The organism is Nocardioides salarius, from assembly GCF_016907435.1.
GTDB classification, from domain to species: Bacteria; Actinomycetota; Actinomycetes; order Propionibacteriales; family Nocardioidaceae; genus Nocardioides; species Nocardioides salarius.
Genome location: NZ_JAFBBZ010000001.1, coordinates 2275157 through 2301474, shown reverse-complemented (window position 1 = coordinate 2301474; position 26318 = coordinate 2275157). Strand labels below are relative to the sequence as shown.

The 26318-nt window shown below is 72.9% G+C and carries 25 protein-coding genes; 5 read left to right on the top strand and 20 right to left on the bottom strand.

The window, feature by feature from the left end; translation table 11 throughout:
* Positions 1 to 84: 84 nt before the first annotated feature.
* Both JOE61_RS11035 and JOE61_RS11030 read left to right on the top strand, forming a co-directional pair.
* A complete protein-coding gene (locus JOE61_RS11035; RefSeq protein ID WP_193669499.1) occupies positions 85 to 519 on the top strand; it encodes a hypothetical protein in 435 nt (144 codons plus the stop codon).
* Positions 516 to 818 (top strand): hypothetical protein, encoded by a 303-nt coding sequence (locus tag JOE61_RS11030; RefSeq protein WP_193669498.1) that lies wholly within the window; start codon positions 516 to 518, stop codon positions 816 to 818. Before JOE61_RS11035 ends, JOE61_RS11030 begins: the two co-directional genes overlap by 4 nt.
* A 43-nt stretch (positions 819 to 861) precedes the next feature.
* Here JOE61_RS11030 and JOE61_RS11025 read toward each other — a convergent pair whose 3' ends face one another.
* From JOE61_RS11025 to JOE61_RS10995, 7 genes are all read right to left on the bottom strand, one after another.
* Positions 862 to 1350 carry an SRPBCC family protein gene (locus JOE61_RS11025; RefSeq protein ID WP_193669497.1) on the bottom strand — a complete coding sequence of 163 codons (489 nt, stop codon included), beginning with the start codon at positions 1348 to 1350 and terminating at the stop codon, positions 862 to 864.
* A gap of 5 nt (positions 1351 to 1355) precedes the next feature.
* On the bottom strand, positions 1356 to 1721 hold the full coding sequence (locus JOE61_RS11020; RefSeq protein WP_193669496.1) for an ArsR/SmtB family transcription factor: 366 nt from the start codon (positions 1719 to 1721) through the stop codon (positions 1356 to 1358).
* Positions 1722 to 1767: 46 nt separating this feature from the next.
* Positions 1768 to 4362: an FtsX-like permease family protein gene (locus JOE61_RS22510; RefSeq protein ID WP_193669495.1), complete on the bottom strand. Its 2595-nt coding sequence runs from the start codon at positions 4360 to 4362 to the stop codon at positions 1768 to 1770.
* Positions 4359 to 5081 carry an ABC transporter ATP-binding protein gene (locus tag JOE61_RS11010; protein ID WP_193669494.1) on the bottom strand — a complete coding sequence of 241 codons (723 nt, stop codon included), beginning with the start codon at positions 5079 to 5081 and terminating at the stop codon, positions 4359 to 4361. The genes JOE61_RS22510 and JOE61_RS11010 overlap by 4 nt, the downstream gene beginning before the upstream one ends.
* Positions 5078 to 5221, bottom strand: coding sequence for a hypothetical protein (locus JOE61_RS11005; protein ID WP_193669493.1), 144 nt, complete (start codon positions 5219 to 5221; stop codon positions 5078 to 5080). The genes JOE61_RS11010 and JOE61_RS11005 overlap by 4 nt, the downstream gene beginning before the upstream one ends.
* Complete coding sequence (locus JOE61_RS11000) at positions 5218 to 5805, bottom strand: PadR family transcriptional regulator (RefSeq protein WP_193669492.1); 588 nt, start codon at positions 5803 to 5805, stop codon at positions 5218 to 5220. Before JOE61_RS11000 ends, JOE61_RS11005 begins: the two co-directional genes overlap by 4 nt.
* Positions 5806 to 5976: 171 nt before the next feature.
* On the bottom strand, positions 5977 to 9009 hold the full coding sequence (locus JOE61_RS10995) for a S8 family serine peptidase (protein ID WP_193669491.1): 3033 nt from the start codon (positions 9007 to 9009) through the stop codon (positions 5977 to 5979).
* Between the two features lie 209 nt (positions 9010 to 9218).
* On the opposite strand from JOE61_RS10995, the gene JOE61_RS10990 reads away from it, so the two are divergent.
* On the top strand, positions 9219 to 9977 hold the full coding sequence (locus JOE61_RS10990) for an SDR family oxidoreductase (RefSeq protein ID WP_193669490.1): 759 nt from the start codon (positions 9219 to 9221) through the stop codon (positions 9975 to 9977).
* Here the strand turns inward: JOE61_RS10990 and JOE61_RS10985 are convergent.
* The 6 genes from JOE61_RS10985 to JOE61_RS10960 form a co-directional block, all read right to left on the bottom strand.
* The gene (locus JOE61_RS10985) at positions 9961 to 11007 is read right to left on the bottom strand and encodes a VanZ family protein (RefSeq protein ID WP_193669489.1); all 1047 of its coding nucleotides are present in this window, start codon (positions 11005 to 11007) and stop codon (positions 9961 to 9963) included. The genes JOE61_RS10990 and JOE61_RS10985 overlap by 17 nt on opposite strands.
* A 13-nt stretch (positions 11008 to 11020) precedes the next feature.
* Positions 11021 to 11698 (bottom strand): histidine phosphatase family protein, encoded by a 678-nt coding sequence (locus JOE61_RS10980; protein ID WP_193669488.1) that lies wholly within the window; start codon positions 11696 to 11698, stop codon positions 11021 to 11023.
* The gene (locus tag JOE61_RS10975; protein WP_193669487.1) at positions 11698 to 12783 is read right to left on the bottom strand and encodes a phosphotransferase family protein; all 1086 of its coding nucleotides are present in this window, start codon (positions 12781 to 12783) and stop codon (positions 11698 to 11700) included. Before JOE61_RS10975 ends, JOE61_RS10980 begins: the two co-directional genes overlap by 1 nt.
* 35 nt (positions 12784 to 12818) lie before the next feature.
* Positions 12819 to 13331 (bottom strand): thioesterase family protein, encoded by a 513-nt coding sequence (locus JOE61_RS10970; RefSeq protein ID WP_193669486.1) that lies wholly within the window; start codon positions 13329 to 13331, stop codon positions 12819 to 12821.
* A gap of 156 nt (positions 13332 to 13487) precedes the next feature.
* Entirely contained in the window at positions 13488 to 15695 is a 2208-nt protein-coding gene (locus tag JOE61_RS10965) for a 3-hydroxyacyl-CoA dehydrogenase NAD-binding domain-containing protein (protein WP_193669485.1), read from the bottom strand.
* 63 nt (positions 15696 to 15758) lie between these two features.
* Positions 15759 to 16970, bottom strand: coding sequence for an acetyl-CoA C-acetyltransferase (locus JOE61_RS10960; protein ID WP_193669484.1), 1212 nt, complete (start codon positions 16968 to 16970; stop codon positions 15759 to 15761).
* A gap of 133 nt (positions 16971 to 17103) precedes the next feature.
* Between JOE61_RS10960 and JOE61_RS10955 the strand changes: the two genes are divergently transcribed.
* Complete coding sequence (locus JOE61_RS10955) at positions 17104 to 17862, top strand: MerR family transcriptional regulator (protein ID WP_193669483.1); 759 nt, start codon at positions 17104 to 17106, stop codon at positions 17860 to 17862.
* A gap of 36 nt (positions 17863 to 17898) precedes the next feature.
* On the top strand, positions 17899 to 18789 hold the full coding sequence (locus JOE61_RS10950; RefSeq protein WP_193669482.1) for an NAD(P)H-binding protein: 891 nt from the start codon (positions 17899 to 17901) through the stop codon (positions 18787 to 18789).
* Here the strand turns inward: JOE61_RS10950 and JOE61_RS10945 are convergent.
* The 7 genes from JOE61_RS10945 to JOE61_RS10915 all read right to left on the bottom strand — a co-directional run bounded on the left by JOE61_RS10945 (position 18740) and on the right by JOE61_RS10915 (position 26308).
* Positions 18740 to 19804: a cytochrome d ubiquinol oxidase subunit II gene (locus JOE61_RS10945; RefSeq protein WP_193669481.1), complete on the bottom strand. Its 1065-nt coding sequence runs from the start codon at positions 19802 to 19804 to the stop codon at positions 18740 to 18742. The two genes, JOE61_RS10950 and JOE61_RS10945, sit on opposite strands and share 50 nt — an antisense overlap.
* Positions 19801 to 21219 carry a cytochrome ubiquinol oxidase subunit I gene (locus JOE61_RS10940; RefSeq protein WP_307822941.1) on the bottom strand — a complete coding sequence of 473 codons (1419 nt, stop codon included), beginning with the start codon at positions 21217 to 21219 and terminating at the stop codon, positions 19801 to 19803. The genes JOE61_RS10945 and JOE61_RS10940 overlap by 4 nt, the downstream gene beginning before the upstream one ends.
* Before the next feature lie 73 nt (positions 21220 to 21292).
* Positions 21293 to 22000: a CPBP family intramembrane glutamic endopeptidase gene (locus tag JOE61_RS10935; protein ID WP_193669480.1), complete on the bottom strand. Its 708-nt coding sequence runs from the start codon at positions 21998 to 22000 to the stop codon at positions 21293 to 21295.
* A 16-nt stretch (positions 22001 to 22016) separates the two neighbouring features.
* On the bottom strand, positions 22017 to 23492 hold the full coding sequence (locus JOE61_RS10930; protein ID WP_193669479.1) for a DEAD/DEAH box helicase: 1476 nt from the start codon (positions 23490 to 23492) through the stop codon (positions 22017 to 22019).
* Between the two features lie 227 nt (positions 23493 to 23719).
* Entirely contained in the window at positions 23720 to 23914 is a 195-nt protein-coding gene (locus JOE61_RS10925) for a CsbD family protein (RefSeq protein WP_193669478.1), read from the bottom strand.
* A 94-nt stretch (positions 23915 to 24008) separates the two neighbouring features.
* On the bottom strand, positions 24009 to 25493 hold the full coding sequence (locus JOE61_RS10920) for a flavin-containing monooxygenase (protein WP_193669477.1): 1485 nt from the start codon (positions 25491 to 25493) through the stop codon (positions 24009 to 24011).
* A 68-nt stretch (positions 25494 to 25561) separates the two neighbouring features.
* The gene (locus tag JOE61_RS10915) at positions 25562 to 26308 is read right to left on the bottom strand and encodes a glutamine amidotransferase (RefSeq protein WP_193669476.1); all 747 of its coding nucleotides are present in this window, start codon (positions 26306 to 26308) and stop codon (positions 25562 to 25564) included.
* Positions 26309 to 26318 lie beyond the last annotated feature (10 nt).

Here is a 26318-nt window from a genome sequence, read left to right as displayed (position 1 = left end):
CCTCCTGGGCGTCCCTGCTGACAGTGGGCACGACCGCGGGACAGGTCCCCGCACACCCGGACCGAGCTCGCGTAGCCTCGACCCATGGGCACGGCTCGGACGCTGGGGTTGGCGGGGGCACTCGCGGTAGTGGTCTCCCTCGCCCTCGTCGCGTGGTGGCTCCTGCGCCCGGACACTTCCCCCGCCGTGTGGCGCCCGGCGCCTGGTGTCGTCATCGACGAGCAGACCACCACCATCGACGTGGTGGTCTCGCGCGTGGAGTGCAGCTCGGGCCGGACCGGGGACGTCGTCGATCCCGACATCGAGATGCGTCCGGACGAGGTGGTCGTCCGCTTCCGCGTCAGCCCGGGCACCCCTCGTGAAGCCACCTGCCCGGGCAACGAGTGGGTTCCCTACTCCGTCGCACTGGAGGGCCCCCTCGGCGATCGTCGGCTCGTGGACGGCGAGTGTCTCGACCAAGGGGCCGGCGCCCGGACATCGGAGTGCCGGGACGACCAGGGCATCCGCTACACCCCATGAGCAGCCGCGAGAAGGTCCTGGCAGAAGAGTTGCTGCAGTTTCTTCGCCGCGAGTTCGAGAAGCGCTCGACCTACTTCGCCGAGCACTACGTGACGGGCGCGGCGACCCCGGACGGAGACGTGACGGTCGTCTACTCCGCCGGGGGAGGTCGCTTCCTCTTCGGGCGTTCGTGGAACGTGACCGAGCTGCGGGCCGCCTTCTCGCCCTGGGAGCCCGAGGACCTGGCCGAGATCCTGTGGATCGAGGACGTGAACTGCCCGAACGGGACGGGCAGGACGGACGTCGCGCGGGCCGGGTGACCCGCCGCGACCTCCCGGGGCGCGGACTCCCGGCCTCCTCGTCTCATCCGGCGACGAGCTCGTCGATCTGGTTGATCGCCGCCGACGAGCCCTCGACGATGCCCATGTCGAGCACGGCCTGCAGCGCCTCGGCGCTGGCGTAGGTGCCGACGTACGTCGCTCGGGTGCCGCCGTCGTGCTCGACGAAGGTGACGACGTTGGAGCTCACCGGCAGGTCGGTGTTCTTGGTGAACTGCTCGTCGAGCGCGAAACCGTCGTCGAAGGTGAAGCCGAAGGGCTCGTCGACGCTGACGACCTCCCAGTAGCCGTAGTAGCGCTCCCCCTCGGGGCTGGTCATGTAGTAGTTCGTCCGCCCACCGGGGGCGAGGTCGTGGTCGACGAAGGTGGCCGGGTAGGTCGGCGGCCCCCAGACCCGCTCGAGCTGGCGCGGGTCGGCGTACACCTCCCAGATCCGCTTCGGGGGCGCCGCGAAGTCGGCGACGATGGTCAGGGTGCGGGCGGCGAGGTCGTGCGATACGTCGGTGACGGGCATGGTGCTCAGTCCTTCGGGATGTGAGGTGGGGGTGCCGGCTCGGCACGGGGATCGGGCTCGGCGATCAGCTCGTCGATCCGGGAGATGCGGCCCCGCCAGAGGGACTCCAGCTCGGTGAGCATCGCGCCCACCGACCGCACCGCTGCGACGTCGCCGCTGGCGAGAGCCTCGCGGCCCTGCCGACGCTTGGTCAGCAGGCCCGCCCTCTCCAGCACGGCCACGTGCTTCTGCACCGCGGCGAAGCTCATGTCGTACGACGCCGCGAGCGCCGAGACGGAGTGCTCCCCGGCCAGCACCCGGCGCAGGATGTCGCGCCGGGTGCGGTCGGACAGTGCGTGGAACCAGGCGTCCGCCGCGTCCTCTCCGTCCATGGAACCAACATACAACCAATTGGTTGTAGATTGTCAAGGCCCCCGTCTACTCGAGCCGGGCCACCAGCGGCAGGCGCGACCGGCCGGTGAGGCCGACGACGGCCGAGGTGAGCAGCGGCAGACCCACCACCACCCCGAGGACCAGCAGCCACGGCACGTCGAGGTAGTGGCTGGGCCCGCCCGCACCCTCGCCGAACCCGTACGGCGCCGTCAGCGGGTAGGTGATCGCCACCCCCGGCACGGCGCCGACCAGGGCGCCCAGCACCGCACCCACCAGACCCACCACCAGCGCGTACGCCGCCGCCACCCCGCGGCGGGTGCGGGGCGTCGCACCGACCGCGGAGAGGGTGGCCAGGTCGGGCCGGGCGTCGGAGAGCGCCAGGAAGGTGGCGGTCAGGGTGCCGCCCAGCATCAGCACCGCGCCGAGGCCGGCCAGCACCAGCTGCACGATGACGGTCTCGTCGTCGGCCTGGTAGCCGCGCTCGGCGTACACCGACGCGTCGGCGGCCACGCCCCCGACGGCCTCGGCCACGTCGCGCTCCTGCCCGGCCGGCACCGGGCCGGGCAGGTAGAGCCCCACCTCGCGCACCGGCGCGGCGAGCCGCTCGGCGGCCGCCTCGGAGAGCACGCCCTGCAGCGGTGCGTAGCCCTGCTCGACGACGACGAACGTGGCCGGCAGGACGGCCCGCTCGCGGCGAGCATCGGGGCCGCGCACCCGCAGCACCACCACGGCCTCGTCGTCGGCCACCGGCGCGTCGACGTAGGCGAGCACGCCGCCCGCCGCGAGCGTGCGGTCGGCGGCCTCCCGCTCCGAGTCCGAGAGCCCGGTCGCGGGCCCCGGCACCTCGTCGGCCACCAGCACGCTGGAGGAGAACGAGCCGCCGTACGACGACAGCACCGACTCCCCGCCGGTGCGCCGGAACTGCACGTCGGTCCAGCGCCCCTCGTCGGGATCGACGCCGTCGAGGCGGCGCACCTCGAGGTCGGGCGCCACGCCCGCGACCGTGGCCTCGAGCAGGTCGTAGTCGGCGCGGCGCCGGTAGTCGACGACGCTGACGGCGTCCATCGGCAGCGTCGCGGTGTAGGTCTCGCGGTTCTGCGCCTCGTCGCTGGTGATCGCGATCCCCAGCGCGACGACTCCGGCCACGGTCGCCGCGACCGCCGCCACGGCCGGGACCGTGCGACTGCGGTGCCGGGCGGCGTCGCGGGCCGCGAAGCGCAGCGGCAGCGGCAGCCCCCTGGCCAGTCGCGCCACCGCGACGACCACGACGGGCACCAGCAGGACCATGCCGAGCACGCTGAGCAGCGCGGAGGCGGCGATCGCGATCTCGCCGCCGTCACCCGCGCCCGTCCGAGCACCCCACACCGCCGCGGCGAGGCCGGCACCCAGCAGCACCAGGCCGACCAGCGGGGACCGGCGCGAGGCGCGCGCGTCGCCGCGCCGGCCGGCCAGCACCGCCACGACGTCCTGCCGTGAGGCCAGCCACGCCGGCACCATCGCGGCCAGCAGGGCGCTGACCAGGCCGAACCCGGCGACCGCGAGCAGGTGGCTCCACGTGACGTCGAACGGCCCGAACCGGGTGCTCGAGAAGCGCTGGACCAGCGGCATCAGTGTTAGCGCGCCGAGCAGCCCGAGCAGCACACCGAGCACGGCGGCCACCGCGCCGAGCACGACCCCCGAGGCCAGCACCACCCTGCGCGCCTGCGCCGGGGTGCCGCCCGCGGCAGCCATCAGCGCCAGGGTGCGGGCCTGACGGCGCGCCCCGACGGCGAACGCCGGTCCGGCGAGCAGCACGACCTCCAGCAGCACCATCACCACGACCAGCACCAGCACGGTGATCACCGAGGCCTCGAGCAGCTGGGAGCCCCACTGCACCTCCATCGGCAGCTCGTCGTCGGCGGGCGGGTCGAGCATCACCGCGCGGGAGAGCACCGTGGCCCCCGCGGCGTTGAGCTCGAGCACCTGGTCCCAGGTCACCGGCCCACCACCGACCAGGTAGCCGGCCGTGCCGTTGTCCTCGAGCCCAAACGCACCGGGCAGACCGAACGCCCGGGGCTGCCTGGTGTAGCGGGCGCTGCGCGCGGTGCCCACGATCGCCAGGCTGGTGCCGTCGGCCAGGGTCAGCACCTGGCCCGGGCCACGCTCGAGCAGCTCGGGACTGACCACGACCTCCGAGGAGTCCGCCGGCCAGCGACCCTCGACCAGCTCGACCAGGCCCGCGGCCAGCGGGTCGTCGAGCCGGGTCTCGAGGACGTCGGCGTCGCCGAGGCCGAGCTCGGTCTCGAAGCGCACCCAGCCCTCGTGGAGGACGGCGGTGGGTCGTTGGCCGAGGACCTCCTCTATGCCCGCCGCCGTCAGCGGGTCGGCCCTGCCCCCGCCCTCGAACGCCTGCCCCTCGCCCGGGTCGGGCTTCTGGTAGACCTGCCCGGCACCGCGCTGGACCTCCACGAGCGCCGCGGCCCCGCCCAGGCGGCGTTCGAGCACCTCGCCGCCCGAGACCTGCGAGGTGCTGTAGACGGTGTCGGCGATCGCCACGGCCGCCACCGGCAGCGCGATCATCACCAGCACCAGCAGGCTGCGCCCCCGGGCGCGCAGGGCGTCACGTCGAGCCACCCGCAGCGCCAGCCGCCAGCTCCTCACGACCGTGCGCCCAGGTCGAGCAGCGACTCGACCGGCTCACAGCCGGACTCGTCGACCACCACGCCGTCGCGCAGGAAGACCACCCGGTCCGCCCAGGCGGCGTGCCGGGCCTCGTGGGTCACCAGCACCCCGGCGGCGCCGGCGTCGCAGCGCGCCCGCAGCAGCCGCAGCACCTCCTCGCCGGTCTCGCTGTCGAGGGCACCGGTGGGCTCGTCGGCCAGGACCAGCCGGCGCTCGCCCACGACGGCGCGCGCGATCGCCACCCGCTGCTGCTGCCCACCCGACATGTCGTCGGGGAAGCGGTCGGCGAGCTCGGCGATCCCGACCTCCTCCAGCGCCCGCAGCGCGGCCTGCCGCGCCGCCCGGGTGCGGGCGCCGTCGAGCTCGAGGGGCAGCGCGACGTTCTCGGCCGCCGTCAGCGCCGGGATCAGGTTGAAGCCCTGGAAGACGTAGCCGATCGACGTACGCCGCAGCCGCGAGCGCGCGGCCTGGGGCAGGGCGACCAGGTCGGTGCCCTCCACCTCGACCCGGCCCTCGGTGGGCTGGTCGAGCCCGCCGGCGATGGTCAGCAGCGTCGACTTGCCGGAGCCGCTGGGGCCCATCACGGCGACCAGCTCGCCGGCGTGGGCGGCGAAGGAGACCCCGCGCAGCGCCTCGACCCGGGTGGGGCCCTCGCCGTGCACGCGGGTGACGCCGTGCAGGCGCAGCAGCGCGCTCATCGGGCGCTCTCCTGGGTGCCCTCGCGGCGAGCCCGCGCCCGGGCCACGGCCTCGCGCAGCCGGTCGGCCGACTGGGCCAGCCAGCGCTGCTCCTCCGCGCGCAGGCGCGCTGCCTGGGCGGCCTGCAGCTCCCCGCTCATCGGCCGGCCTCGTGTTCGTCGCGCTCGAAGCGGGCGGGGGTGATCAGTGGCTTGGACCGGGTGGCCGCGCGGCGTACGCGGGCCTCGCAGTGGTCGAGCCAGCGGATCTCGGCCTCGGCGGCGAAGACCAGCGAGTCGAGCACCAGGCTCCAGGCGAGGTCGGTGCGACCCGTCGACGCGTCGGCCTGCCGCTTGAGGCGGGTGTAGTCCTGCAGCGCCCCCATCGTGGCGCTGCGCTGGCGCTGGATCAGGGTGCCGACGTCGACGCCGGGCACGGTGACCGCGAGGGCCAGCTTGATCGCCAGCTCGTCGCGCGGCGGCTGGGTGCGCGCGACCGGGGTGGTGAACCAGGTGGCGACCTCGTCGTGGCCGGCGGCGGTCAACCGCCAGATCTCGTGGCCCTCGTCGTCGGCACCCGCGGGCTCGACGAGCCCGTCGCGCTCGAGCCGGGTCAAGGTCGTGTAGACCTGCCCGACGTTGAGTGGCCACGCCGACCCGGTGCGGGCCTCGAACTCCGTGCGCAGCTGGTAGCCGTACATCGGCTCCTGCTCCAGCAGCGCCAGCAGCGCCTGCTTGACCGACATCTCGTGCCTCCACCCGTCGAGGACCCGCGTCCTGGGGACATGCCTACCGGGTATGTATACCACGTATGCATACCCGGTAGGCAACGGTTTTCCGCCGGCACGCACGAGGCGGCCGCCCCGGTCCCCGGGACGGCCGCCTCTGCGTGCTGGGTGGTGCTGGTTGCTAGCTGGTCACTCGGTGGAGACCGACAGGACGGTCGGCGCGAGCGCACCCTCGTAGGTCAGCAGGCCGAGGTACTCCGCCCCCTCGTCCAGGCCGGTCCAGCTCACGTCGAAGGACGTGGGCTGCTGGGCCTGGGTCGGCACCGGGTTGGGGTCGACGGTGAGGTCACCGAGGTCCGCACCGGCTCCGACGAGGAAGGTGTCGAAGTCGTACTCGACCGGGCTGCCCTCGGAGCCGGCGGCGTAGCCGTCGACCTCGAAGAAGTACGCCCCGGCCACGGGAGCGGTGATGTCGACCCGCTCGTCGGCCGAGCCGGTCGCGGACTGGCCGGCGTAGGCGTAGATGGTCGCCGGGTCGCACGAGTCGGCGGCGTACACGTACAGGTCGAGGTCGCTGCTGTCGTCGATCGCGTCGAGGTCGAAGCGGGCGAAGTCGACGCCCTCGGGGATCTCGATGCACTCCGACAGCACGCTGTCTCCCTCGTCGACGGAACCGTCGGCCGAGATGCCCTGCGCCAGGCCGGCGGTGCCGATGGCCAGCTCACCGGTGGTCGACGGGGTGATCTCGACCGTGGTCGAGCCGTCGGTGGCGGTGCCCTCGACCGAGAGCGGGGCCTTGACCGAGACCGGGCGCAGCGCGACCGGCAGACGCATCTTGGTCGGGCCGACCAGCGTCACGACACCCTGCGAGAACTCGCCCAGCGGCGCGTCGGTGCGGGTGAACTCGATGGTGAGGTCCTCGATGTCGCCCTTGCGCTTGGCGGTGACGGTCGCGGGGACGCTCGCCTCGAAGCCGGGGACGTTGACCTTGACCTTCCAGGTGCCGGCCATGGTCGAGACCATGGTACGGGTGAAGGAGGTCGTGCCGGCCACCTGGCCCTGAGCCATGGAGGGCAGGTTGACCTCGGTCGCCGGGACCGCCGGGACGCCGGTGGGCAGGCCCTGGCCGGTCAGGAAGCCGCGCCACTCGCGCGCGCCGGAGCCGATGTGCCAACCCGGGTTGAAGAACTTCTTCGGGTTCACGATGCCGGCGCCCTGGGCGAGGGCCTCGCCCGAGCCCTTGCCGTCGGCGGTACGGGTGCGGTTGGCGGTGGTCATCATCGCCGACTGCACGTCCTGGGGCGACCAGGTCGGGTAGGTGCCCATCAGGAAGGCGCCCAGGCCCGCGACGTGCGGGGCGGCCATGGAGGTGCCGGAGTACAGGTCGTAGTCGCGCCCGGCGTTGGTCGGGGGCGAGACGGCGGCCAGCACGCTCGAGCCCGGTGCGGCGATGTCGGGCTTGAGGATGTCGGACTCGTTGGCGACGGCCGGGCCGCGCGAGGAGAAGCCCGAGACCTGCGGCAGCGGGGTGACCTTGTCGGTCTTGTTGCCCAGGCGGAACGCGGCGGTGGCGTCGGTGCCGGCCTCGTCGAGGTACTCGTAGACCGTCGCGCCGTCGACCTCGTCGAGGTGGATCGTGGGGACCGAGTGGAAGTCGGCGTCGAGGCTGTTCTCCGACGGGTTGACCATCACCATGCCGACACCGCCGGCGCGGGCGACCTCGGCGGACTTGGCCACCCGGTCGTAGGCGCCGCGGTCGCAGACCACGATCTTGCCCTCGGCCAAGGCCGGGTCGAGGCTGTCCGGGCCGCACAGCGCGGCGTCGGCGAGATCCTCGGTGCCGGCCACCGAGACCGAGTCGACGAGCGGGGTCTGCGGCAGTCGGGTGCCCGAGATCGAGGCGCCGACCAGCTTGGTGCCATCACCCAGCTTGACGGTGTTCTCGAAGTTCACGTGCGTGGTCGAGGCGACGGTGGTCAGCCACGGGCTGTTGTGCGCCACGGTCGAGGCGTCGGGGCCGCTGTTGCCCGCGGAGGCCGCGACGAAGACGCCCGCCTCGGCCGCGCCCTCGAAGGCCACCTCGACGGAGTCCACGACGGTGTCGGTCGCGCCCGAGATCGAGAAGTTCAGCACGTCGACGCCGTCGGCGACGGCGTCGTCGATGGCGCCCAGGATGGCGTCGGTGTAGCAGCCGCCCGTGTCGGGGTCGGTGTCCTCCCAGCAGACCTTGTAGACCGCGATCTTCGCGGCCGGGGCCATGCCCGAGAGCTTGCCGAACTCACGACCCTCGACCTCGACGCCGCGCACGATGTTGCCCGCGGTCGTCGAGGCGGTGTGCGAGCCGTGCCCGCCGCCGTCACGCGGGGAGAGGAACTCGTCCTCGGCCATCTCGATGGCGCCCGAGGCGATCTGGGCCTCGAAGGAGTCGGAGTAGTAGCGCGCCCCGACCACCTTGTCGTTGCACAGCGTGACCTCGAACTCCTCGCCGGCCTCGCAGACGCCGGTGAAGACGCCCCCGTCGAGCTTCTCCATGCGGGTGTTGCCCTCGGCGTCCATCGAGATGTCCCACTTGGTGCGGGGCTCCTCGCCGATGGCGTTGCCCGAGAAGGACTCCGACTCGGGCCAGTAGCCCGAGTCGATGACGCCGGCCACCACGCCGTCGCCGGCCTTGGGCCGCGGACCCTGCTTCTTCCAGGCGCCCTTCTTGCCGGTCATGCCCAGGAAGTCACCGGTGTTCCAGGTGTCGAGCTCGCGCGCCTGGTTCTTCTCCACCAGCAGCACCCGGCGGTCGCCGGCGAGCTCGAGGGCCTGCTTCGCGCTGAGGTCGGCGACGAAGGAGTTGCTGGCGATGGTGGTGCTCAGGACCGGCTCGACGCCGGCATCGGCGGCGACGGTGCGCTGGGTGCGCTCGAGGTGCGCGGTGTAGGCGCGCACCTTGTCGCTGTCGGCGCGGAACTGACCACCCTGGGGGGCCCGGGTGGCGGCGAAGCGGCGGTCGCCGCCGGCGTACGTCGCGGCCGCGGGGTCACGCAGCACGACGACGTAGCGCCCGGCGTCGTAGGACGTCAGGGCGTCGGCGCCGGTGGGCGCCTGGGGGGTGGCGGTCTCGTCGGCGGCGGAGGCCGCCGGCACCGAGGCCGCGACTCCGGCCGCGAGGAGTCCCGCGGAGATGAGGCCGATGCCGCGCTGGCGCGTGGAACGGCTCGCTGCAGTGGTGTGCACGAGTGTGATGTCTCCTGTGGCTGCCCGAGAACCCGCCGTGCGCCGACACCGAGACGGTCGGTCGCGAACACGGGGGTGGGATAGACCACAATTCATCACCCCCCTTCAGGTCAAGGGGTTGCCCCCAGGGGCATGGCAACGGTTTCGTAACGGTGACCGTCGCGTGACCTCCCGGGTGAGGTGCCGGCGGCGTCGCCGAGACTGTCCCCATGACCACCACCCTGATCACCGGCGCGTCCTCCGGGCTCGGCGCCGAGATGGCCCGCCAGCTCGCCGCGCGCGGCGAGGACCTCGCCTTGTGCGCGCGGCGCACCGACCGGCTCGAGGAGCTGCGCGCCGAGGTCCTCGCCGCCCACCCCGACCGCCGGGTGGCGCTGCGCACCCTCGACGTCACCGACCCCGAGCGGGTGCCGGTCGTCTTCGAGGAGCTGCGCGCCGAGCTCGGCGGGCTCGACCGGGTCGTCGTCAACGCGGGCCTCGGCAAGGGGGCCGCGCTCGGCACCGGCCAGGCCGCCGCCAACCGCGAGACCGCCACCACCAACTTCCTCGGCGCGCTGGCCCAGACCGAGGCCGCGATGGAGGTCTTCCGGGCCCAGCGCTCGGGCCACCTGGTGATGGTCTCCTCGATGTCGGCGATGCGCGGCATGCCCAGGTCGATGACGACCTACGCCGCCACCAAGGTCGGCGCCGCGTTCCTCGCCGAGGGCCTGCGCACCGAGCTGCACGGCACCGAGCTGGGCCGCACCGTCGACGTGACCGTGCTCTACCCCGGCTACATCGCCTCGGAGATGAACGAGCAGGTCGCGCAGCAGACCCCGCTGATGGTCTCCACCGAGAAGGGCGTGCGCTCGATGGTCGCGGCCATCGAGAAGCGTGCCGACTCCGCCTGCGTGCCCGCGCTGCCGTGGGCACCGCTGTCGGTGGTGATGAGGCACGCGCCCCTGGGCGTGCTCAAGCGTCTGCTCTGACCGCTGTGGTGAGCTCGAGGCCCGCGAGCACGTGGCTCAGCCCGCGGTGCTCGCGGGTCGGCCACGTCGCCGCCAGCGTCAGCGCGAGGTACGCCGCCAGCGCGGCCCCGCCCCACGGCAGGTCGCCCAGCCCCAGCGCGAAGACCGGCGCGAGCCCGGTGGCGAGCTTGACCACCCGCTGGGGGCCCACCAGCCAGCGCGAGCGGCTCGTCGTGCGCAACGAGACCACCCACTCCCCCACGGTGCGACCGGCCCCCAGCACCAGCACCGCCTCGAGCGCGAACGGCACGCTCCACTGCAGCAGCACCTGCAGGTCGCGCCACGGGCCCACGTCGAGCACGTAGACGTTGAGGAACCGCACGCCGATCGCCACCGCCGCCCCCACGGCCACCACGAAGACCACGTCGCAGGCCATCCCGACGACCCGTCGCCCCCAGGTCACCCGCTCGGGCAGCGGCCGGGCCCGCGGGTCGCGGCGCCGCACCACCGCCCACGAGGCCAGCGAGCCCAGCACCGCCCCGGTCGCGTTGAGCAGCACGTCGTCGACGTCGAGCAGCCGGTAGGCGCAGTCGTAGAGGCCCCAGATGCCGGTGCCCTGCGTGGTCTCGACCAGCACCGAGGCCGCCAGCCCCAGCAGGCCCGCCACGACCACGCCGCGCCGCAGCACGCGGCGTACGAAGAACCCGAAGGGCACGAAGAGCAGCACGTTGAGGGCGACCTGCAGGAAGGCCGGCTGGCGCAGCAGCGCCCGCACACCGCCCTCGTCAGGCAGCGCGACCCGGCCCACCGAGGTGAGCGGGTCGAGCTGGGTGGGCCGGCAGGTGAAGGAGCCGGGGTCGGGCAGCGGCAGCAGCGTGTAGGTCCACAGCGCCAGGCCGTAGACGGCCGCGGCCAGCAGGAGCAGCAGCTCGCCGGGCGGCAGCCGGCCGGTGCGGCGGTAGCGCACCGCCGCGGTCGGCACCAGCAGCAGCACCGCGACGACCGAGCCCAGCCCGACCGCCCAGAGCGCGTTCATCGCCTGGGTCGACATCGCGGTGGCCCGGCTAGCGGTAGGTCACCTGGTCGGGCGCGAGGTGCTCGTGCTCGTTGAAGGTCAGCAGCCGCGGTCCGCCGCGCCCGACGACGACCCGGGTGACCGAGGTGTTGGCGCACACGGTGTTGAGCCGCTGCCAGGTGGCGGCGTACGTCGCGTCGTCGGCCTGCTCGCCCAGCAGCAGCGCCGCGCCCACCGCGGCCACGACCCCGCCCGAGGTGACCACCACGACGCTGCGCCCGCTGCCGGCCTGCTCGGTCACGGCGTCGAGTGCGGCGCGGGTGCGCGCCCGGAAGCCGCGGTAGGTCTCGTCGTAGTCGGCGTCGTGGTCACCGGTGCTCCAGCGCTCGGTGGCCCGCTCGAAGACCTCCTGGAAGGCGCGACGGTCGAGCTCGCCCTCGGGCAGGTCGGGGTAGGCGCCGACGACGGAGAGGTGGTCGAACTCGTCCCAGCGCTCGTCCTCCTCGTGGGCGGGGCCCGCCTGCCAGCCGGCCCCCTCGGCGAGCGCCTCGAGGGTCTCGCGGTGCCGGCGCATCGAGCCGTGCACGACGCCGGTGGGGGCCACCCCGCGCTCGGTGAGCCAGCCCCCGAGGGTGCGGGCCTGCTCCCAGCCGGTGGGCGAGAGCACGTCGTAGTCGTCGGCGCCGAAGGAGGCCTGGCCGTGGCGGACCAGCAGCACGACGCCCATCAGCGGGCGGCCAGCAGGCGTCGGCAGCGCTGCTCGAGGTAGGCCACGACCTGGCCGAGCGGGGCGTAGGCCTCGTTGGTGGTCTGGCCGTGCACGTAGCGGTACCAGATCTGCTGGGCGATGACCGCGAGCCGGAACAGGCCGAAGACCTCGTAGAAGGCCAGGTCGTCGGCCGAGGGGGCGTGGCCGGTGCGCTCGCAGTAGCGCCGCACCAGCTCCTCGCGCGTCCACATGCCCGGCGCGTTGGTCGGCTGGCGGCGGAAGAGCTGGAACATGTCGTCGTCGTCGGCCTGCACCCAGTAGGCCAGGGTCGAGCCCAGGTCCATCAGCGGGTCGCCGACGGTGGCCAGCTCCCAGTCGAGCACCGCGACGACCCGCGGGTCGCCGGGACCGCCGTCGAGCACCAGGTTGTCGAAGCGGTAGTCGTTGTGGATCAGCACCTGCGCGACGTCGGCGGGCTGGTGCTCCTCGATCCAGCCCAGCACGTCGGACCAGTCGCCGGTGTCGTCGGTGCGCGATCCCTCGAGGCGCGTCGTCCAGCCGCGCACCTGCCGGGCGACGTACCCCTCGCCACGGCCCAGGGCGGCCAGCGCCGGCACCTGGGTCACGTCGACGGAGTGCAGCTCGACCAGCACGTCGAGGGCGCGCTCGCAGAGCAGCCCCACCGCGGCAGGGTCGACCTCGCCCCACGAGGCAGGCAGGTCCTGGCGCAGGATCGTGCCCGGCACCTGCTCCATCACGTAGAACGGCGAGCCCAGCACCGACTCGTCGCTCTCGTGGCCCACCATCCGCGCGACGTGGTCGAAGACGGGCGCCAGCGCCGCCTGGATGTCGTGCTCGCGACCCATGTCGTGGGCGCCGGCGGCCTTGCGCCCGCTCGGCGGTCGCCGCAGCACCAGGTCGTACGTCGACCCGTCGGGGCGCGGCTGGCGCACCAGGTAGGTCAGGTTGGAGGCGCCGCCACGGAACTGGCGCACCTCGGCGACCTGGTCGATCCCGGTGCGCGGGGCGAGCCACGCGGCGAGCGCGTCGGTGTCGAAGGCGTCCTCGTCACGGACCCGCCCGGCAGGGTTGTCCTGCTGCATCGGCTGCGTCTCCTGCGTCTCCTGCGGTGGGGGGCTCAGCGCAGCGACATCGAGCCGGACACGTCGGCCGCGAACGGCAGCTCGGCGTGCTCGGCGATGCGGGCGTCGAGGTTGGCGGCGACGTCCTCGGGCCACGGAGCCGTCTTGCGGGTCTCCATGTCGATGTGGAGGAAGATCTCCTCCATCACGTAGCTGACCCGCTCGTGGGTGTCGTCGAGCAGGTAGACCAGGGCGTGCGCGGCCCGCTCGGAGCGGCCCAGCAGCCGCACCCGTGCCGACATCCGGTCACCGGTGCGCAGCTCGGCGAGGTAGGTCAGGTGGTGCTCGGCGGAGAAGATCGCGTGCCCCTCGGCCGGCCACATCTGCGGGATGCCCAGCTCGACGAGCGAGTAGTCGAGGCCCTCGCTGGCGATGCCGGTGTAGTGGCGCACGTTGAGGTGGCCGTTGGCGTCCTCGAAGGCGACCGGCACGGGCTGCTCGGCCCAGGCCGGCAGACCGACGAGGTCGGCGTAGGTGGGGTGCGCGTTCTTGCTCTCTGGAGTGCTCACGGGGCACGACCTTACTGATCCTCGGCCCCACCCACGCCGACCCGGCCCATATCTCGCGCCGAGCCGGCGCAAATGTCACACCGGCCCGGTCCCGGAGCCCCTCGAGGAGGGGCGTCCGGGCCGGGCCGGTGCGTGGTGGTGCGGGACCAGGCGGGATCAGGCGGGGAAGGACTCGCCCTTCTCGGCCATCTCGCGCAGGCGGTCCGTGGGGCGGAACCGGTCGCCGTACGCCGCCGCGAGCTCGTCGGCGCGACGCACGAAGGCACTCAGGCCCACCTCGCCGTCGGCGTGGGTGTAGCCCTGCATGAACTGTGCCGCGCCACCGGTCATCGGCGGGAAGCCGATGCCCATGATCGAGCCGATGTTGGCGGCCGCGGCGGAGGTGATGACGCCCTCCTCGAAGCACTTGGCGGTCTCGAGCGCCTCGGCGAAGAGCATCCGGTCACGGCAGTCGGCGATCGGGGGCTGCTCCTCGGCGAGGGGGAACATCTCGGAGAGGCCCTCCCACAGCGTGACGCGCTTGCCCTGCTCGTCGTAGTCGTAGAACCCGGCGCCGCGCAGGCGACCGGCACGGCCGGCCTCGAGCATCCGGTCGACCACGGCGGTGCCGGGGTGCTCGGCGACCGGCTTGCCGTCGCGCTCACCTGCCTCGCGGGTGGCCTTGGCGATCTTGCCCATCAGCTCGAGGTTGAGCTCGTCGGAGAGCTGCAGCACCGGAGCCGGGTAGCCGGCCTGGCTGGTGGCGCGCTCGATGGTCCAGGGCGCGACGCCCTCGGCGAGCATCGCCATGCCCTCGTTGACCATGAAGCCGATGACGCGCGAGGTGTAGAAGCCGCGCGAGTCGTTGACCACGATCGGGGTCTTGCGGATCTGCTGGACCACGTCGTAGGCCTTGGCCAGCGCCTCGTCGGAGGTCTGCTCGCCCTTGATGATCTCGACGAGCGGCATCTTGTCGACGGGGCTGAAGAAGTGCAGGCCGATGAAGTCGGCGGGGCGGTCGACGCCCTCGGCGAGCTCGGAGATCGGCAGCGTCGAGGTGTTGGAGCACAGCAGCGCGTCGGGGTTGACGTGCGGGGCCACCTCGGCGAACACCTTGGCCTTGAGCGCGGGGTCCTCGAAGACCGCCTCGATCACCAGGTCGCAGCCGGCCAGGTCGGCCGGGTCGGCGGTGGCGTGGATGCGCCCGAGCAGCTCGTCGGACTTCTCCTGGGTCAGCTTGCCGCGCTCGACGGCCTTGGCGTTGAGCTTCTCGGAGTAGGCCTTGCCCTTGGCGGCGTTCTCGGCCGAGACGTCCTTGAGCACGACCTGCATGCCGGCGCGGGCGCAGGAGTAGGCGATGCCCGCGCCCATCATCCCGGCGCCCAGGACACCCACCTTGGTGGCCTGGAACCGCTCGACGCCCTGCGGGCGCAGCTTGCCGGCGCCGATGGCCTGCAGGTCGAAGAAGAACGCCTGGATCATGTTCTTCGAGCCCTGGTTGACGATCAGGTTGGTCAGGTAGCGCGACTCGATGCGCGAGGCGGTGTCGAAGTCGCGGCTGGCGCCCTCGACCGCGGCGGAGAGGATCGCGCGGGTGGCGGGGTAGACGGCGCCCTTGGTCTGCTTGCGCAGCAGCGCCGGGAAGGCCGGCAGGAACGCCGCGAGGCCGGGCGAGCGCGGGGTGCCGCCGGGCATCTTGTAGCCCGGCGCGTCCCAGGGGTTGGCGTGCGCGTCGGGGTTGGCCTGGATCCACGCCTTGGCCGCGGGCACCAGCTCCTCGCGGGTGGCGACGAGCTCGTCGACCAGGCCGGCCTCCTTGGCCTGGGCGGGCTTGAACTGCTTGCCCTCGAGCAGCACGCCCATCAGGGCGTCCTGCAGGCCCAGCATCCGCACGGTGCGGGTCACGCCGCCACCGCCGGGCAGCAGCCCGAGGGTGACCTCGGGCAGGCCGAGCGCGACCTTGGGGTCGTCGACGACGATGCGGTGGTTGCAGGCCAGGGTGATCTCGAGCCCGCCGCCGAGCGCGGCGCCGTTGATGGCGGCCACGACCGGGCGGGGCAGCTTCTCGAGGCGGCGCAGGGCGGCCTTCATGCCCTCGGCCATCTCGAAGACGGCCGCGGCGTCCTCGGGGCCGGTCTTGACCATGCCCTTGAGGTCGCCACCGGCGAAGAAGGTCTTCTTGGCGCTGGCCACGACCACGCCGGTGACCGACGACTCGTCGGCGGCCAGCTCGTCGTACAGGCGGTCGATCGCGGCGTCCATGGACGACCGGTAGAGGTCGTTCATGGTGTTGGCGGACTGGTTCGGGTCGTCGAGGGTCAGGGTGACGATGCCGTCGGCGTCCTTGTCGTAGCGGACTGCCGTCTGGGTCTCGGTGCTGCTCATGTCTGTGTTCGTGTCCTGTTCGGTCTCAGGGAAGTCTGGTCGGTACGGCGCTGCGGGTCGCCGTCAGACCAGCTCGACGATGGTGGCGATGCCCATGCCGCCGCCGACGCAGAGCGTGGCGAGGCCGCGCTTCTGGTCGCGGCGGGCGAGCTCGTCGATGAGCGTGCCGAGGATCATCGCGCCGGTGGCGCCCAGCGGGTGGCCCATGGCGATGGCGCCGCCGTTGACGTTGGTGATCTCGTGGCTGATGCCCATGTCGCGCATGAAGCGCATCGCCACCGCGGCGAAGGCCTCGTTGATCTCGAACAGGTCGATGTCGCCGACCTCGAGCCCGGCCTTGGCCAGCGCCTTGCGGGCGGCGGGGGCGGGGCCCGTGAGCATGATCGTCGGGTCGGCGCCCGAGACGGCCATCGAGACGATGCGGGCTCGCGGGGTCAGGCCCAGGTCGGCGCCGACCTGCTCGCTGCCGATCGCCATCAGGGCGGCGCCGTCGACGATGCCGGAGGAGTTGCCGGCGTGGTGGACGTGGTCGATCTTCTCGATCCAGTGGTACTTCTCCAGCGCCACGTCGTCGAAGCCGGCGTCGCGGCCGGGCTGGGCGAAGGACGGCTTGAGCCCGGCCAGGCCCTCGGGGCTGGTGTCGGGACGGATCGTCTCGTCGTGGTCGAGGATCGTCAGGCCGTTGAGGTCGCGCACCGGGACCACGGCGTCGGCGAAGTAGCCGTTGGCCCAGGCCTTCGCGGCACGGTGGTGCGACTCGGCGGCGTAGGCGTCGACGTCGTCGCGATTCCAGCCCTCGATGGTCGCGATCAGGTCGGCGCCGATGCCCTGCGGCACGAAGCCGGTGCTCAGCGCGGTGGCCGGGTCCATGGCCCAGGCGCCGCCGTCGGAGCCCATCGGCACGTTCGACATCGACTCGACGCCGCCGGCGACGATCAGGTCCTCCATGCCGCCGCGGATGCGGGCGGCGGCCTGGTTGACGGCCTCGAGGCCCGACGCGCAGAACCGGTTGAGTTGCACACCGGCGACGGTCTCGGGGTATCCCGCGGCCAGCGCGGCGGTCTTGGCGATGTCGCCGCCCTGCTCGCCGACGGGGGTGACGACGCCCAGCACGACGTCGTCGACGCGGTGCGGGTCGAGGCTGGGGTTGCGGGTGCGCAGCTCGTCGAGGAGCCCGACGGCGAGGTCGATGGCCTTGACCTCGTGCAGCGAGCCCGCCGCCTTGCCCTTGCCTCGCGGCGTGCGGATGTGGTCGTACACGAATGCTTCTGCCATGACCGTCCTCGGTTCTCGTGGAGCGCCGCGACCGCCGGGAGGCGTGGGCGCGCGCGTGCTGACTCGATTGTGACACTATTACTGTCAGTGTCGTCAAGGACCAGGGCGACCGGGTTGGTCAAGAAGGAGTGTGATGGGCACCACGTCGGAGTCCGGGGCCGCGGACCTGCTCACCCTCGAGGAGCTCACCTCCCGGGTCGGGATGAGCGTGCGCAACGTGCGCTTCTACACGACCAAGGGCCTGGTGCCGCCGCCGATCCGGCACGGCCGCTCGGGCTACTACAGCGACGACCACGTGGCCCGGCTCGAGCTCGTGCGCGAGCTGCAGGGCCACGGCTTCACGCTCTCCGCCATCGAGCGCTACCTCGCGGCGGTGCCCGACGAGGCCACCCCCGAGCAGATCGCGCTGCACCGCACCATGCTCGCGCCCTGGCAGGCCGAGGCCACCGAGACGATGACCCACGCGGAGCTGGCGACCCGGGCTGGGCGCACCCTCGAGGACGACGACGTGGCGCTGCTGGTCGCGCTGGGCATCGTGCGCCCGCGCAGCGGCAGCGACCTGCTCGACGTCACCCCCACCCAGCTGACCGTGGGCCTGGGCCTGCTCGACCTCGGCTTCCCCACCGCCGCCGCGACGGCCGCCGCCGAGGTGTACGCCCGGCACGGCCGCCAGGTCGCCGAGGAGCTCAACGAGCTGTTCCGCACCGTGGTGTGGCCCGCCTACAAGGAGGCGGGCGCCTCGGCCGAGACCGTGCGCGAGGTCGTGGAGCGCATCAAGCCGCTGTCGATCTCGAGCCTGGTGGCGGCCTACGAGGCCGCGATGGACCAGACCCGGCGCGAGCAGATCCGCGCCCGCGCCGACCGCGCCGGCCGGGGCTCCACCGCTGGGTGACCCCGGCACAGGGGTCGAGTCCCTAGTGTGGGACTCATGAGCCTCACCGTCCTGGTCACCGGCGCCACCGGATTCGTCGGTCGCCGACTCGTCCCCGCCCTCGTCGAGGCCGGCCACCAGGTCAAGGCCATGACGCGCAACCCCGACACCTACGACGGCCAGGGCGACCCGGTCTTCGGCGACGTCAACGACCCCGGCAGCCTCGCCGCCCCGCTCGAGGGCGTCGACGTCGCGATCTACCTCGTGCACTCCCTCGACGACAACGACTTCGAGCGCAAGGACGCCGAGGCCGCGAAGACCTTCGCCCTGGCCGCCGCGGCCAACGGGGTGCAGCAGATCGTCTACCTCGGCGGTCTGGGCAAGGAGGGCTCCCAGCTCTCGCCCCACCTGCGCTCGCGACGCGAGGTCGAGACGCTGCTGGCCGGCTCCGACGTGCCGGTCACGGTGCTGCGTGCCGCGATCGTCGTCGGCGCGGGCGGCATCTCGTGGGAGATGACCCGCAAGCTGGTCAAGAACCTGCCGGCCATGGTGGTGCCCAAGTGGGCCGCCACCCTGACCCAGCCGATCGCCCTCGACGACGTGATCCGCTACATCGTGGGGGTCACCGGGCTGGAGAAGGCCTACGGCCAGGTGCTCGAGATCGGCGGCGCCGACCAGCTGAGCTACATCGGGATGATGCAGGAGGCCGGCGAGGTGATGCTCGGGCGGAAGGTGCCGGTGCTCAAGGTGCCGGTGGGCACCCCGCTGCTGTCGTCGTGGTGGATCAAGCTGATCACCGGCGTCAACGCCACCACCGCCGGCAACCTGATCGACTCGATGGGCACCGAGGTCGTCCAGACCGACTACACCATCCGCGACCTGGTGCCCGGCGAGCCGCTCACCTACGCCGAGGCCGTGCGCCGGGCCCTGGAGGAGGGCCCGCGCTGACGGCCGGCGCCTCCGGCGCTCCGCTCCAGGCCTGCGTCTGGGTCAGCCACAGCAGGTAGCCCAGGGCGGGGAGCACCAGCACCACCGCGAGACCGACCGCGACCAGCAGCCCCTGCAGGGTCGCCGGCGCGCCGGCGGCCTGCGCCAGGGTGACCTCGTCGACCAGCAGCCAGGGGTACTGCGCGACGCCCCAGCCGCTGACCACCGACGCCACGGCCAGCACGGCGCTCCACCGGGCGGGACCGAAGCGGCGTACGGCGACGAGGGCCACGGTGGTGGTGCCGGCGACGAACGAGACCAGCACCAGCGGCAGCGCCCGCCCCGTGAGCCCGGTCCACAGCGTGGGCGCGTCGTCGTGGAGCGGCACCAGGGCCGCCAGCACCACGGCTCCGGTGACCAGTCCTACGACCAGCACTCGCCGGCGCAGAGCGGCGGTGAGCCCGGTCTTGCCGGCCCGCGCGGCGTCGGTGACCAGGAAGACCCCGGCGAGGAAGGCGCAGGTGCCGACGGCCACGACCCCGCCGACCAGCGACGTGGCGCCCGTCCAGGACGACCACGGGTCGCCCTCGCCGGCCGCGGGCACCCGACCGGACGCGATCGCCCCGGCGACGGTGCCGAGGAAGAAGGGGGTGACCACGGACGAGGCGGCGAAGACCACGCCGAAGAAGCGCGCCTGGGCCACCGTGGCGGCGTACTTGCGGAAGGCGAACGCCGAGCCGCGCAGCACGATGCCGACCAGGGCCAGGACCAGCGGCACCGCCAGGGTGGTGGCCACCGCGGCGAAGGTCGAGGGGAAGCCGGTCCACCACACGACGAGCACGAAGATCAGCCAGACGTGGTTGGCCTCCCAGACCGGGCCGATGCTGTGGTCGACCTGGCGGCGCAGCTCGGCCCCGCGCCGGGTCCCGCCCGCGGTGAGGTCGTAGAAGCCGGAGCCGAAGTCGGCCCCGCCCAGCACGGAGTAGGCCACCACCCCGGTGAACAGGGCCGCGGCGACCGCGATCTCGAGGCTCATCGGCGCTGCTCCTCGACGCGCTCGAGCTCGGGGCCGTAGGGGCTCGGCAGGCTCTCGTCGCCCTCGCGCCAGCGGCGGGCCATCGAGCGCAGCACCAGCACGGCGCCCACCGTCATCGCTGCGTACAGCAGCGCGGAGGCGCCCAGCACCCACCACAGCGCGGTGGAGGCGTTGCCCGCGGCCTCGGTCGTGCGCATCACCCCGTAGACCACCCACGGCTGACGACCCACCTCGGTGGCGATCCACCCGGCCTCGAGCGCCACCACGGCCAACGGCCCGGCGGCCACCGCGGCCCGCAGGAGCCAGGTGCCGCCACGCGCCTCGGGGCGCAGCAGGTCGTGCCCGCGCCAGCGCGCGACCCAGTAGACCAGGGCGAGCAGCGCCAGCGCGGTGCCGATGCCCACCATCGACTGGAAGGCCAGGTGCGTGATGTTGACCGGCGGCTGCTCGTCGAGCGGGATGGTGTCGAGGCCCTGGACCGGGGCCGTCAGCGAGTTCCTCGCGATCACGGACCCGAGGTAGGGGATGTCGATCGACCAGCGCACCTCGCCGTCGACCAGCAGTCCGCCCAGCCGCAGCGGCGAGGGGCTCTCGGTCTCGGTGGCGAGCTCGAAGGCGGCCAGCTTGGCGGGCTGCGTGTCGGCGAGCCGCGAGCCGAGCAGGTGCCCGATGGCCGGCTGCAGCAGCGCCGCCACCGACGCGAAGGCGAAGGGCACCGTGAAGCCGAGCCGGTGGTGCCGGTCGCGCCGACCGCGCAGCATCCCGGCGGCGTACACCGCGGCGATCGAGAAGCCGGCGACCATGAAGGCGGCGACCCACATGTGCAGGAACTGCCACAGCACGCCGCTGTTGAACATCGCGGCCCACGGGTCGACGTCGGTGACCTCGCCGTCGACGATGCGGAAGCCGGTCGGGTTGTTCATCCACCCGTTGACCGCCAGCACGCTGAAGGTGCCGGCGATGCCGGTCAGGGCCATCGGCACCAGCATCAGCAGGTGCCGGCGAGGCGGGATCCGTCCCCAGCCGTAGAGGTAGATGCCCAGGAAGATCGCCTCGAGGAAGAAGGCGACCCCCTCGAAGGCGAACGGGAGCCCGAGCACGTCCCCGAAGCGGCCCATCAGCCCGGGCCACAGCAGGCCCATCTCGAAGCTCAGCACGGTGCCCGAGACCGCACCGATCGCGAAGAGGACGGCCGAGACCTTCGCCCAGCGCCGGGCCAGCACGAGCGCCAGCGGGTCGTCGCGGTGGACCCCGCGCCAGTGCATCACCAGGATCATGGTGGGAAAGGCGACGCCGAAGCAGGCCAGCACGATGTGCCAGCCCAGCGAGAGCGCCATCTGCTGGCGCGCGGGCAGCAGGCCGGCCGGGTCGGGGACGTCGGCCGCGAGGGTGGTCAGTCCGGTGAGGAGGTCCACGCCGTCGACGGTACGACGGCGAGCGACCGGCGCCCAGACTTTGTGAAGCGATTCACGAAGTCGTTGGGCCGCGTCAGGACAGGAAGATCAGCGGCAGCAGGAACAGCATCGACAGCGACCAGGTCAGGTGGGTCAGCACGGGGGCGAGGATGCCCCCGGAGGCCCGGCGCTGCAGGCCCACCACGACGCCGAGCAGCACGGCTGCGAAGCCGAGCATCACGTTGCCGGTGGCCAGCGTGGCCACCGTGTAGGCCACCGAGGTCACCGTGACCGGGTGCCGGGTCACCGCGGCGTAGCCCGCCCCGCGGAAGAAGAGCTCCTCGGCGATGCCGTTGAGCGCGGTCACCACGACCAGCAGCGCGATCGGCGTCTCCTCGGTGTAGCGCAGCACCGAGCGGATCTGGCTGACCAGTGGATCGGCGAACGGGATCTCCCGGATCACCAGGGCACCGGCGACGAAGACCGCGACCAGCAGCGCCCCGAGCAGGATCGGCGAGAGCACCGGGCGTCGCAGCCCGTCACCGCGCGCGATCCGGCCCAGGTGCAGCGGGCCGGAGGCGAAGGCGCCCACGGTCCACACCGCGGCGAGCACCAGGGTCAGCAGGTAGAACTGCTGGCTGCCCGGGTCGGTGCGCAGCGTGAAGCCGAGGACGACCGCCCCGACGAGGACGAACCCGATGGTCACGAGCTGGCGGCGGCGCAGCGCCGTGGGGGTCTGGCGCTGGTCGCGCGGGACCATCTCCCACAGGCTGCGGCGTACGAACTCGCGCACCGGGCTCATCCTCTCGTCGGGTGGATCAGCGCACTCCTGCGCTGAAGCTCGCTGCGTTGTGGGAGCCACCGCCGGCGGGACGACCGCCGCCACGACGGGCGGCGGGCTTGGCGCCCTGCTTGGCAGCCGGCTTCGAGCCGGGCTTGCCGCCCTGGCGGGCGCCGCCCTGGCCGGCCTGGCCGCGCGGGCCTCCCTGGCCGCCCGAGCCGGAGCCCGAGCCCGAGCGACGGCGGTTGCGGTTGCGGCCGCCACCGCCGCCGGCCGCGCCGCCACCACCGGTGGAGCCGGTCGCGGGACGCGGGGCCTCGACGACGATGCCGCCGGGCACCAGCACCCGCTCGCCGGGGGCGAGCTGGGAGAGGACCGGGTGGCCGAGCGCGTCGACGCGGGTGATGGTCGGCTTGATGCCGGCGGCCCGGGTCAGGTCGCGCACGTCGCGCTCCTGCTCGGGGGTCATCAGGGTGATGACGGTGCCGGCGGCACCGGCACGGGCGGTGCGGCCCGAGCGGTGCAGGTAGGCCTTGTGCTCGGCCGGCGGGTCGGCGTGCACGACGAGCGAGACGTCGTCGACGTGGATGCCGCGCGCGGCGATGTCGGTGGCGACCAGGGTGGTGGCCCTGCCCGAGTGGAAGGCGTCCATGTTGCGGGTACGCGCGTTCTGGCTCAGGTTGCCGTGCAGCTCCACGGAGGGCACGCCGCTCTTGTTGAGCTGGCGCGCCAGCGCCTTGGCGCCGTGCTTGGTGCGGGTGAAGACGACCGTGCGGCCGGGGGCGCTGGTCAGGTCGACCAGCACCGGCACCCGGTGCTCGCGCGGCATCCGCAGCACGTGGTGGTCCATCTGGACGACCGGCGACTGCGCGGAGTCGGCCTGGTGGGTCACCGGCTGGCTCAGGTAGCGCTTGACCAGCACGTCGATGGCGTTGTCGAGGGTGGCCGAGAACAGCAGGCGCTGGCCGTCGCGCGGGGTCGCGTTGAGCAGGCGGCGCACCGCGGGCAGGAAGCCGAGGTCGGCCATGTGGTCGGCCTCGTCGAGGATCGTGACCTCGATGTCGTCGAGGCGGCAGTGGCCCTGCTTGATGAGGTCCTCGAGACGACCGGGGCAGGCGAGGACGATGTCGGCGCCGCGCTTGAGGCCGGCGACCTGCGGGCCCTGGCCCACGCCACCGAAGACGGTCTGCATGGTGAAGCCGTGCACCTTGGCCAGCGGGACCAGCGACTCGTGGATCTGGGCGACCAGCTCGCGCGTCGGGGCCAGCACGAGCGAGCGCGGCTTGCCGGCGCGGGCCGTGCGGCCGGACGCGGCCAGGCGGGCCACGAGGGGCAGCAGGAAGGCGTAGGTCTTGCCGGAGCCGGTGCGACCCCGGCCCAGGACGTCGCGTCCGGCCAGGGAGTCGGGCAGCGTCGCGGCCTGGATCGGGGTCGGGGTGGTGATCCCCGCGGCGTCGAGGACGCGGGTCAGGTCGGTGGGGACGCCGAGATCGGCGAAGGAGGGTGAAGACACGTTAGGACTACTCACTGTTGGCGTGTCTCGCCAGAACGTGCTGCGCTCGATGTGACACGCAGCAGCCTCTCGCAGGAGAGGGACGCGGCGCCGAGGCGCGCGGGGGGCCCGAGGCAAGACTGGACGGGCTGCTCCCCAGCATAGGGGGAGCAGCCCGGGACGACCTACTCGTCGCAGGGTGTTCCGCACCACTACCGCCGAGGCGGTCGGGCGCGGGTCGCCACCTGCTACTTGGTGAAGCCGTCCTTGATGTCCTTGCCGGCGTCCTTGATCTTCTCGCCGGCACCCTTGAGCGAGGCGGAGGCCTGGTCGCCCTTGCCCTCGCCCTCGAGCTCGGGGTCGTTGGTGGCCTTGCCGACGCCCTCCTTGCCCTGACCCTTGAGGTCCTCGGCCTTGTTCGACGCCTTGTCAGCGATGCCCATGGTGTTACCTCCTGGTAGCGGATGACGTGCACCCAATGAACCAGGCACCCACCGCCCCCTGCTCACCCCCGCGGATGCCCGCTGGCTCGAGGGGTCAGCGGAAGGTCAGCACCCCGTCGTCGATCTTGTCGTGGCGGATGGTGCGCAGGTCGGTGAGGTAGTTCTGCTTCAGCATCCACGGAGCCCGGTCGCCCTGGCGGGGCAGCTGGTCGAGCGCGCGCACGACGTACCCCGACTGGAAGTCCATGAAGGGCCGCTCCCCCACCGTGGGGTCCTTGTCGACGACGAACATCGAGGCGCCGCGCTCGCGCATCTCCTCGAGCACCCGCACGGCGAAGTCGGCAACGAGGTCGGCCTTGAGGGTCCAGGAGGCGTTGGTGTAGCCGATCGTGTAGACGAAGTTCGGGATGCCCGAGAGCATCAGCGACTTGTAGGCCATCGTCTCGTGCATCTTGACCTCGGCGCCGTCGACGCTGAAGCGGATGCCGCCGAAGGCCTTGAGCTTCAACCCGGTCGCGGTGACCACGATGTCGGCCTCGAGCTCCTCGCCCGAGCTGAGCCGGATGCCCTTCTCGGTGAAGGTCTCGATGGTGTCGGTGACCACGGAGGCCTCGCCCTTGCGGATCGCCTTGAAGAGGTCGCCGTCGGGCACGAAGCACAGCCGCTGGTCCCACGGGTTGTACGCCGGGCGAAAGTGCGTGTCGACGTCGAAGTCGTCGGGCAGCTGCTTGACCGTCTGGTCGCGGATCAGCTTCTTGCCCCACTCGGGCTTGCGCTGGAAGAGCTGGTAGGACACCACGGCCTCGAGGATGTTCTTCCACCGCACGACCGGCTGCTTGACCTTGGCGGGCAGCCGCGAGAGGCGCTGGGCCAGCGGGTCGGAGCCCGGACGGGTCAGCACGTACGACGGCGAGCGCTGCAGCATCGTGACGTGCTCGGCGGTGCCGGCCATCGCGGGCACCAGCGTGATCGCGGTGGCGCCGGAGCCGATCACCACGACCCTCTTGCCCGCGTAGTCCATGTCCTCGGGCCAGAACTGCGGGTGCACGACCTGGCCACCGAAGGACTCGACACCGGGGAACTCCGGGGCGTGGCCCTGGTCGTAGTCGTAGTAGCCCGAGGCGCCCCACAGCATCGAGCAGGTGATCTGCCGCTCGCGGCCGTCGTGCTCGTAGGTCACCGTCCAGCGGCGCTCGTCGCTGCTCCACGACGCGGCGCTGACCCGGTGGTCGTAGCGGATGCGCCGCTCGACGTCGTACTCGCGGGCGACGGTGCGCACGTAGTCGAGGATCAGCTCGCCGTCGGCCAGCGCGGTGTCGCTGGGCCAGGGGCGCCAGCGGTAGCCGAAGGTGAACATGTCGGAGTCGGAGCGGATGCCGGGGTAGCGGAACAGGTCCCACGTGCCACCGCTCGCGCTGCGGCCCTCGAGGACCGCGACGCTGGTGCCGGGGACGCGCGAGAGGACCTGCGCGGCCGCGCCGATGCCGGAGAGGCCCGCGCCCACGACGAGCACGTCGACGTGCTCGGGGGGCTGCTGGGCCTGCGGCTCGGGGGCAGGGGTGGGCTCGGGAGTGCTCATGGACGAGCACGGTAGTCCAGATCCGACTCTATTGACAGATGTTCAGCAAGGATTCCGGGTGGGCCCGGTCACCGGGCGAAGAGCTCGACGAAGCGGGCCAGCAGCCGCGGCGGCTCGCTCACCGTGGCGGCCCGCGCGGCCGCCAGGGCGTCGTCGAGCCCGCCGGGCGCGGTGTAGCCGTGGTCGCGGTAGATGCTCAGCCGGTGCACCAGCCCGTCGACGTCGAGCTCGGGGTGGAACTGGGTGGCGTAGACGCGACGCCCGAGCCGGAAGGCCTGCACCGGGCAGGTCGCGGAGCCGGCGAGCAGCACCGCGCCCTCGGGCAGCCGGCTGACCGCCTCCTTGTGGCCCACGAAGGCGTCGAAACGTGCCGGCAGCACCCCGAAGAGCGGGTCGGCGACACCCTCCTCGCTCAGGCGTACGTCGACCGCGCCGACGGGCTCGCCGTGGGTGCGGTCGACCAGGCCGCCGCGCAGCGAGCCGAGCGTGCCGATGCCGTAGCAGGCACCCAGGAAGGGCGAGTCGGCCCCGATCACGCGCAGCGCGAGCGCGCGCAGCTCGGCCTCGACCCGGTGCTGGGTGACGGTCTTGGCCTCGCCGGGGTCGGAGAGGTTGAAGGGGCTGCCGCCCAGGACGATCCCCGACCAGTCGGCGGGGTCGACAGGGCCTCCCAGCTGCTCCTCGAGCGGTGCCCGCTCGAGCCGCACGCGGCGCAGCCCCGACTCGTCGAGACCGGCGCAGCGGCGCAGGGCGTCGTACTCGCCGTCGGCGGCGTCGTCCTCGGCGCGGGTGCCGAGGAACAGGAAGGGCCGCACGCCGCGCAGA

Bases quoted from the DNA above. Each gene is read 5' to 3' on its own strand.
- JOE61_RS10975 (WP_193669487.1), bottom strand. From the start codon at position 12,783: ATGCAGCAGGACAACCCTGCCGGGCGGGTCCGTGACGAGGACGCCTTC.
- JOE61_RS10965 (WP_193669485.1), bottom strand. From the start codon at position 15,695: ATGAGCAGCACCGAGACCCAGACGGCAGTCCGCTACGACAAGGACGCC.
- JOE61_RS11000 (WP_193669492.1), bottom strand. From the start codon at position 5,805: ATGTCGGTCAAGCAGGCGCTGCTGGCGCTGCTGGAGCAGGAGCCGATG.
- JOE61_RS10990 (WP_193669490.1), top strand. From the start codon at position 9,219: ATGACCACCACCCTGATCACCGGCGCGTCCTCCGGGCTCGGCGCCGAG.
- JOE61_RS11035 (WP_193669499.1), top strand. From the start codon at position 85: ATGGGCACGGCTCGGACGCTGGGGTTGGCGGGGGCACTCGCGGTAGTG.
- JOE61_RS10925 (WP_193669478.1), bottom strand. From the start codon at position 23,914: ATGGGCATCGCTGACAAGGCGTCGAACAAGGCCGAGGACCTCAAGGGT.
- JOE61_RS10935 (WP_193669480.1), bottom strand. From the start codon at position 22,000: ATGAGCCCGGTGCGCGAGTTCGTACGCCGCAGCCTGTGGGAGATGGTC.
- JOE61_RS11010 (WP_193669494.1), bottom strand. From the start codon at position 5,081: ATGAGCGCGCTGCTGCGCCTGCACGGCGTCACCCGCGTGCACGGCGAG.
- JOE61_RS10980 (WP_193669488.1), bottom strand. From the start codon at position 11,698: ATGGGCGTCGTGCTGCTGGTCCGCCACGGCCAGGCCTCCTTCGGCGCC.
- JOE61_RS11020 (WP_193669496.1), bottom strand. From the start codon at position 1,721: ATGGACGGAGAGGACGCGGCGGACGCCTGGTTCCACGCACTGTCCGAC.
- JOE61_RS10920 (WP_193669477.1), bottom strand. From the start codon at position 25,493: ATGAGCACTCCCGAGCCCACCCCTGCCCCCGAGCCGCAGGCCCAGCAG.
- JOE61_RS10950 (WP_193669482.1), top strand. From the start codon at position 17,899: ATGAGCCTCACCGTCCTGGTCACCGGCGCCACCGGATTCGTCGGTCGC.
- JOE61_RS10985 (WP_193669489.1), bottom strand. From the start codon at position 11,007: ATGTCGACCCAGGCGATGAACGCGCTCTGGGCGGTCGGGCTGGGCTCG.
- JOE61_RS10955 (WP_193669483.1), top strand. From the start codon at position 17,104: ATGGGCACCACGTCGGAGTCCGGGGCCGCGGACCTGCTCACCCTCGAG.
- JOE61_RS11025 (WP_193669497.1), bottom strand. From the start codon at position 1,350: ATGCCCGTCACCGACGTATCGCACGACCTCGCCGCCCGCACCCTGACC.
- JOE61_RS11005 (WP_193669493.1), bottom strand. From the start codon at position 5,221: ATGAGCGGGGAGCTGCAGGCCGCCCAGGCAGCGCGCCTGCGCGCGGAG.
- JOE61_RS10960 (WP_193669484.1), bottom strand. From the start codon at position 16,970: ATGGCAGAAGCATTCGTGTACGACCACATCCGCACGCCGCGAGGCAAG.
- JOE61_RS11030 (WP_193669498.1), top strand. From the start codon at position 516: ATGAGCAGCCGCGAGAAGGTCCTGGCAGAAGAGTTGCTGCAGTTTCTT.
- JOE61_RS10945 (WP_193669481.1), bottom strand. From the start codon at position 19,804: ATGAGCCTCGAGATCGCGGTCGCCGCGGCCCTGTTCACCGGGGTGGTG.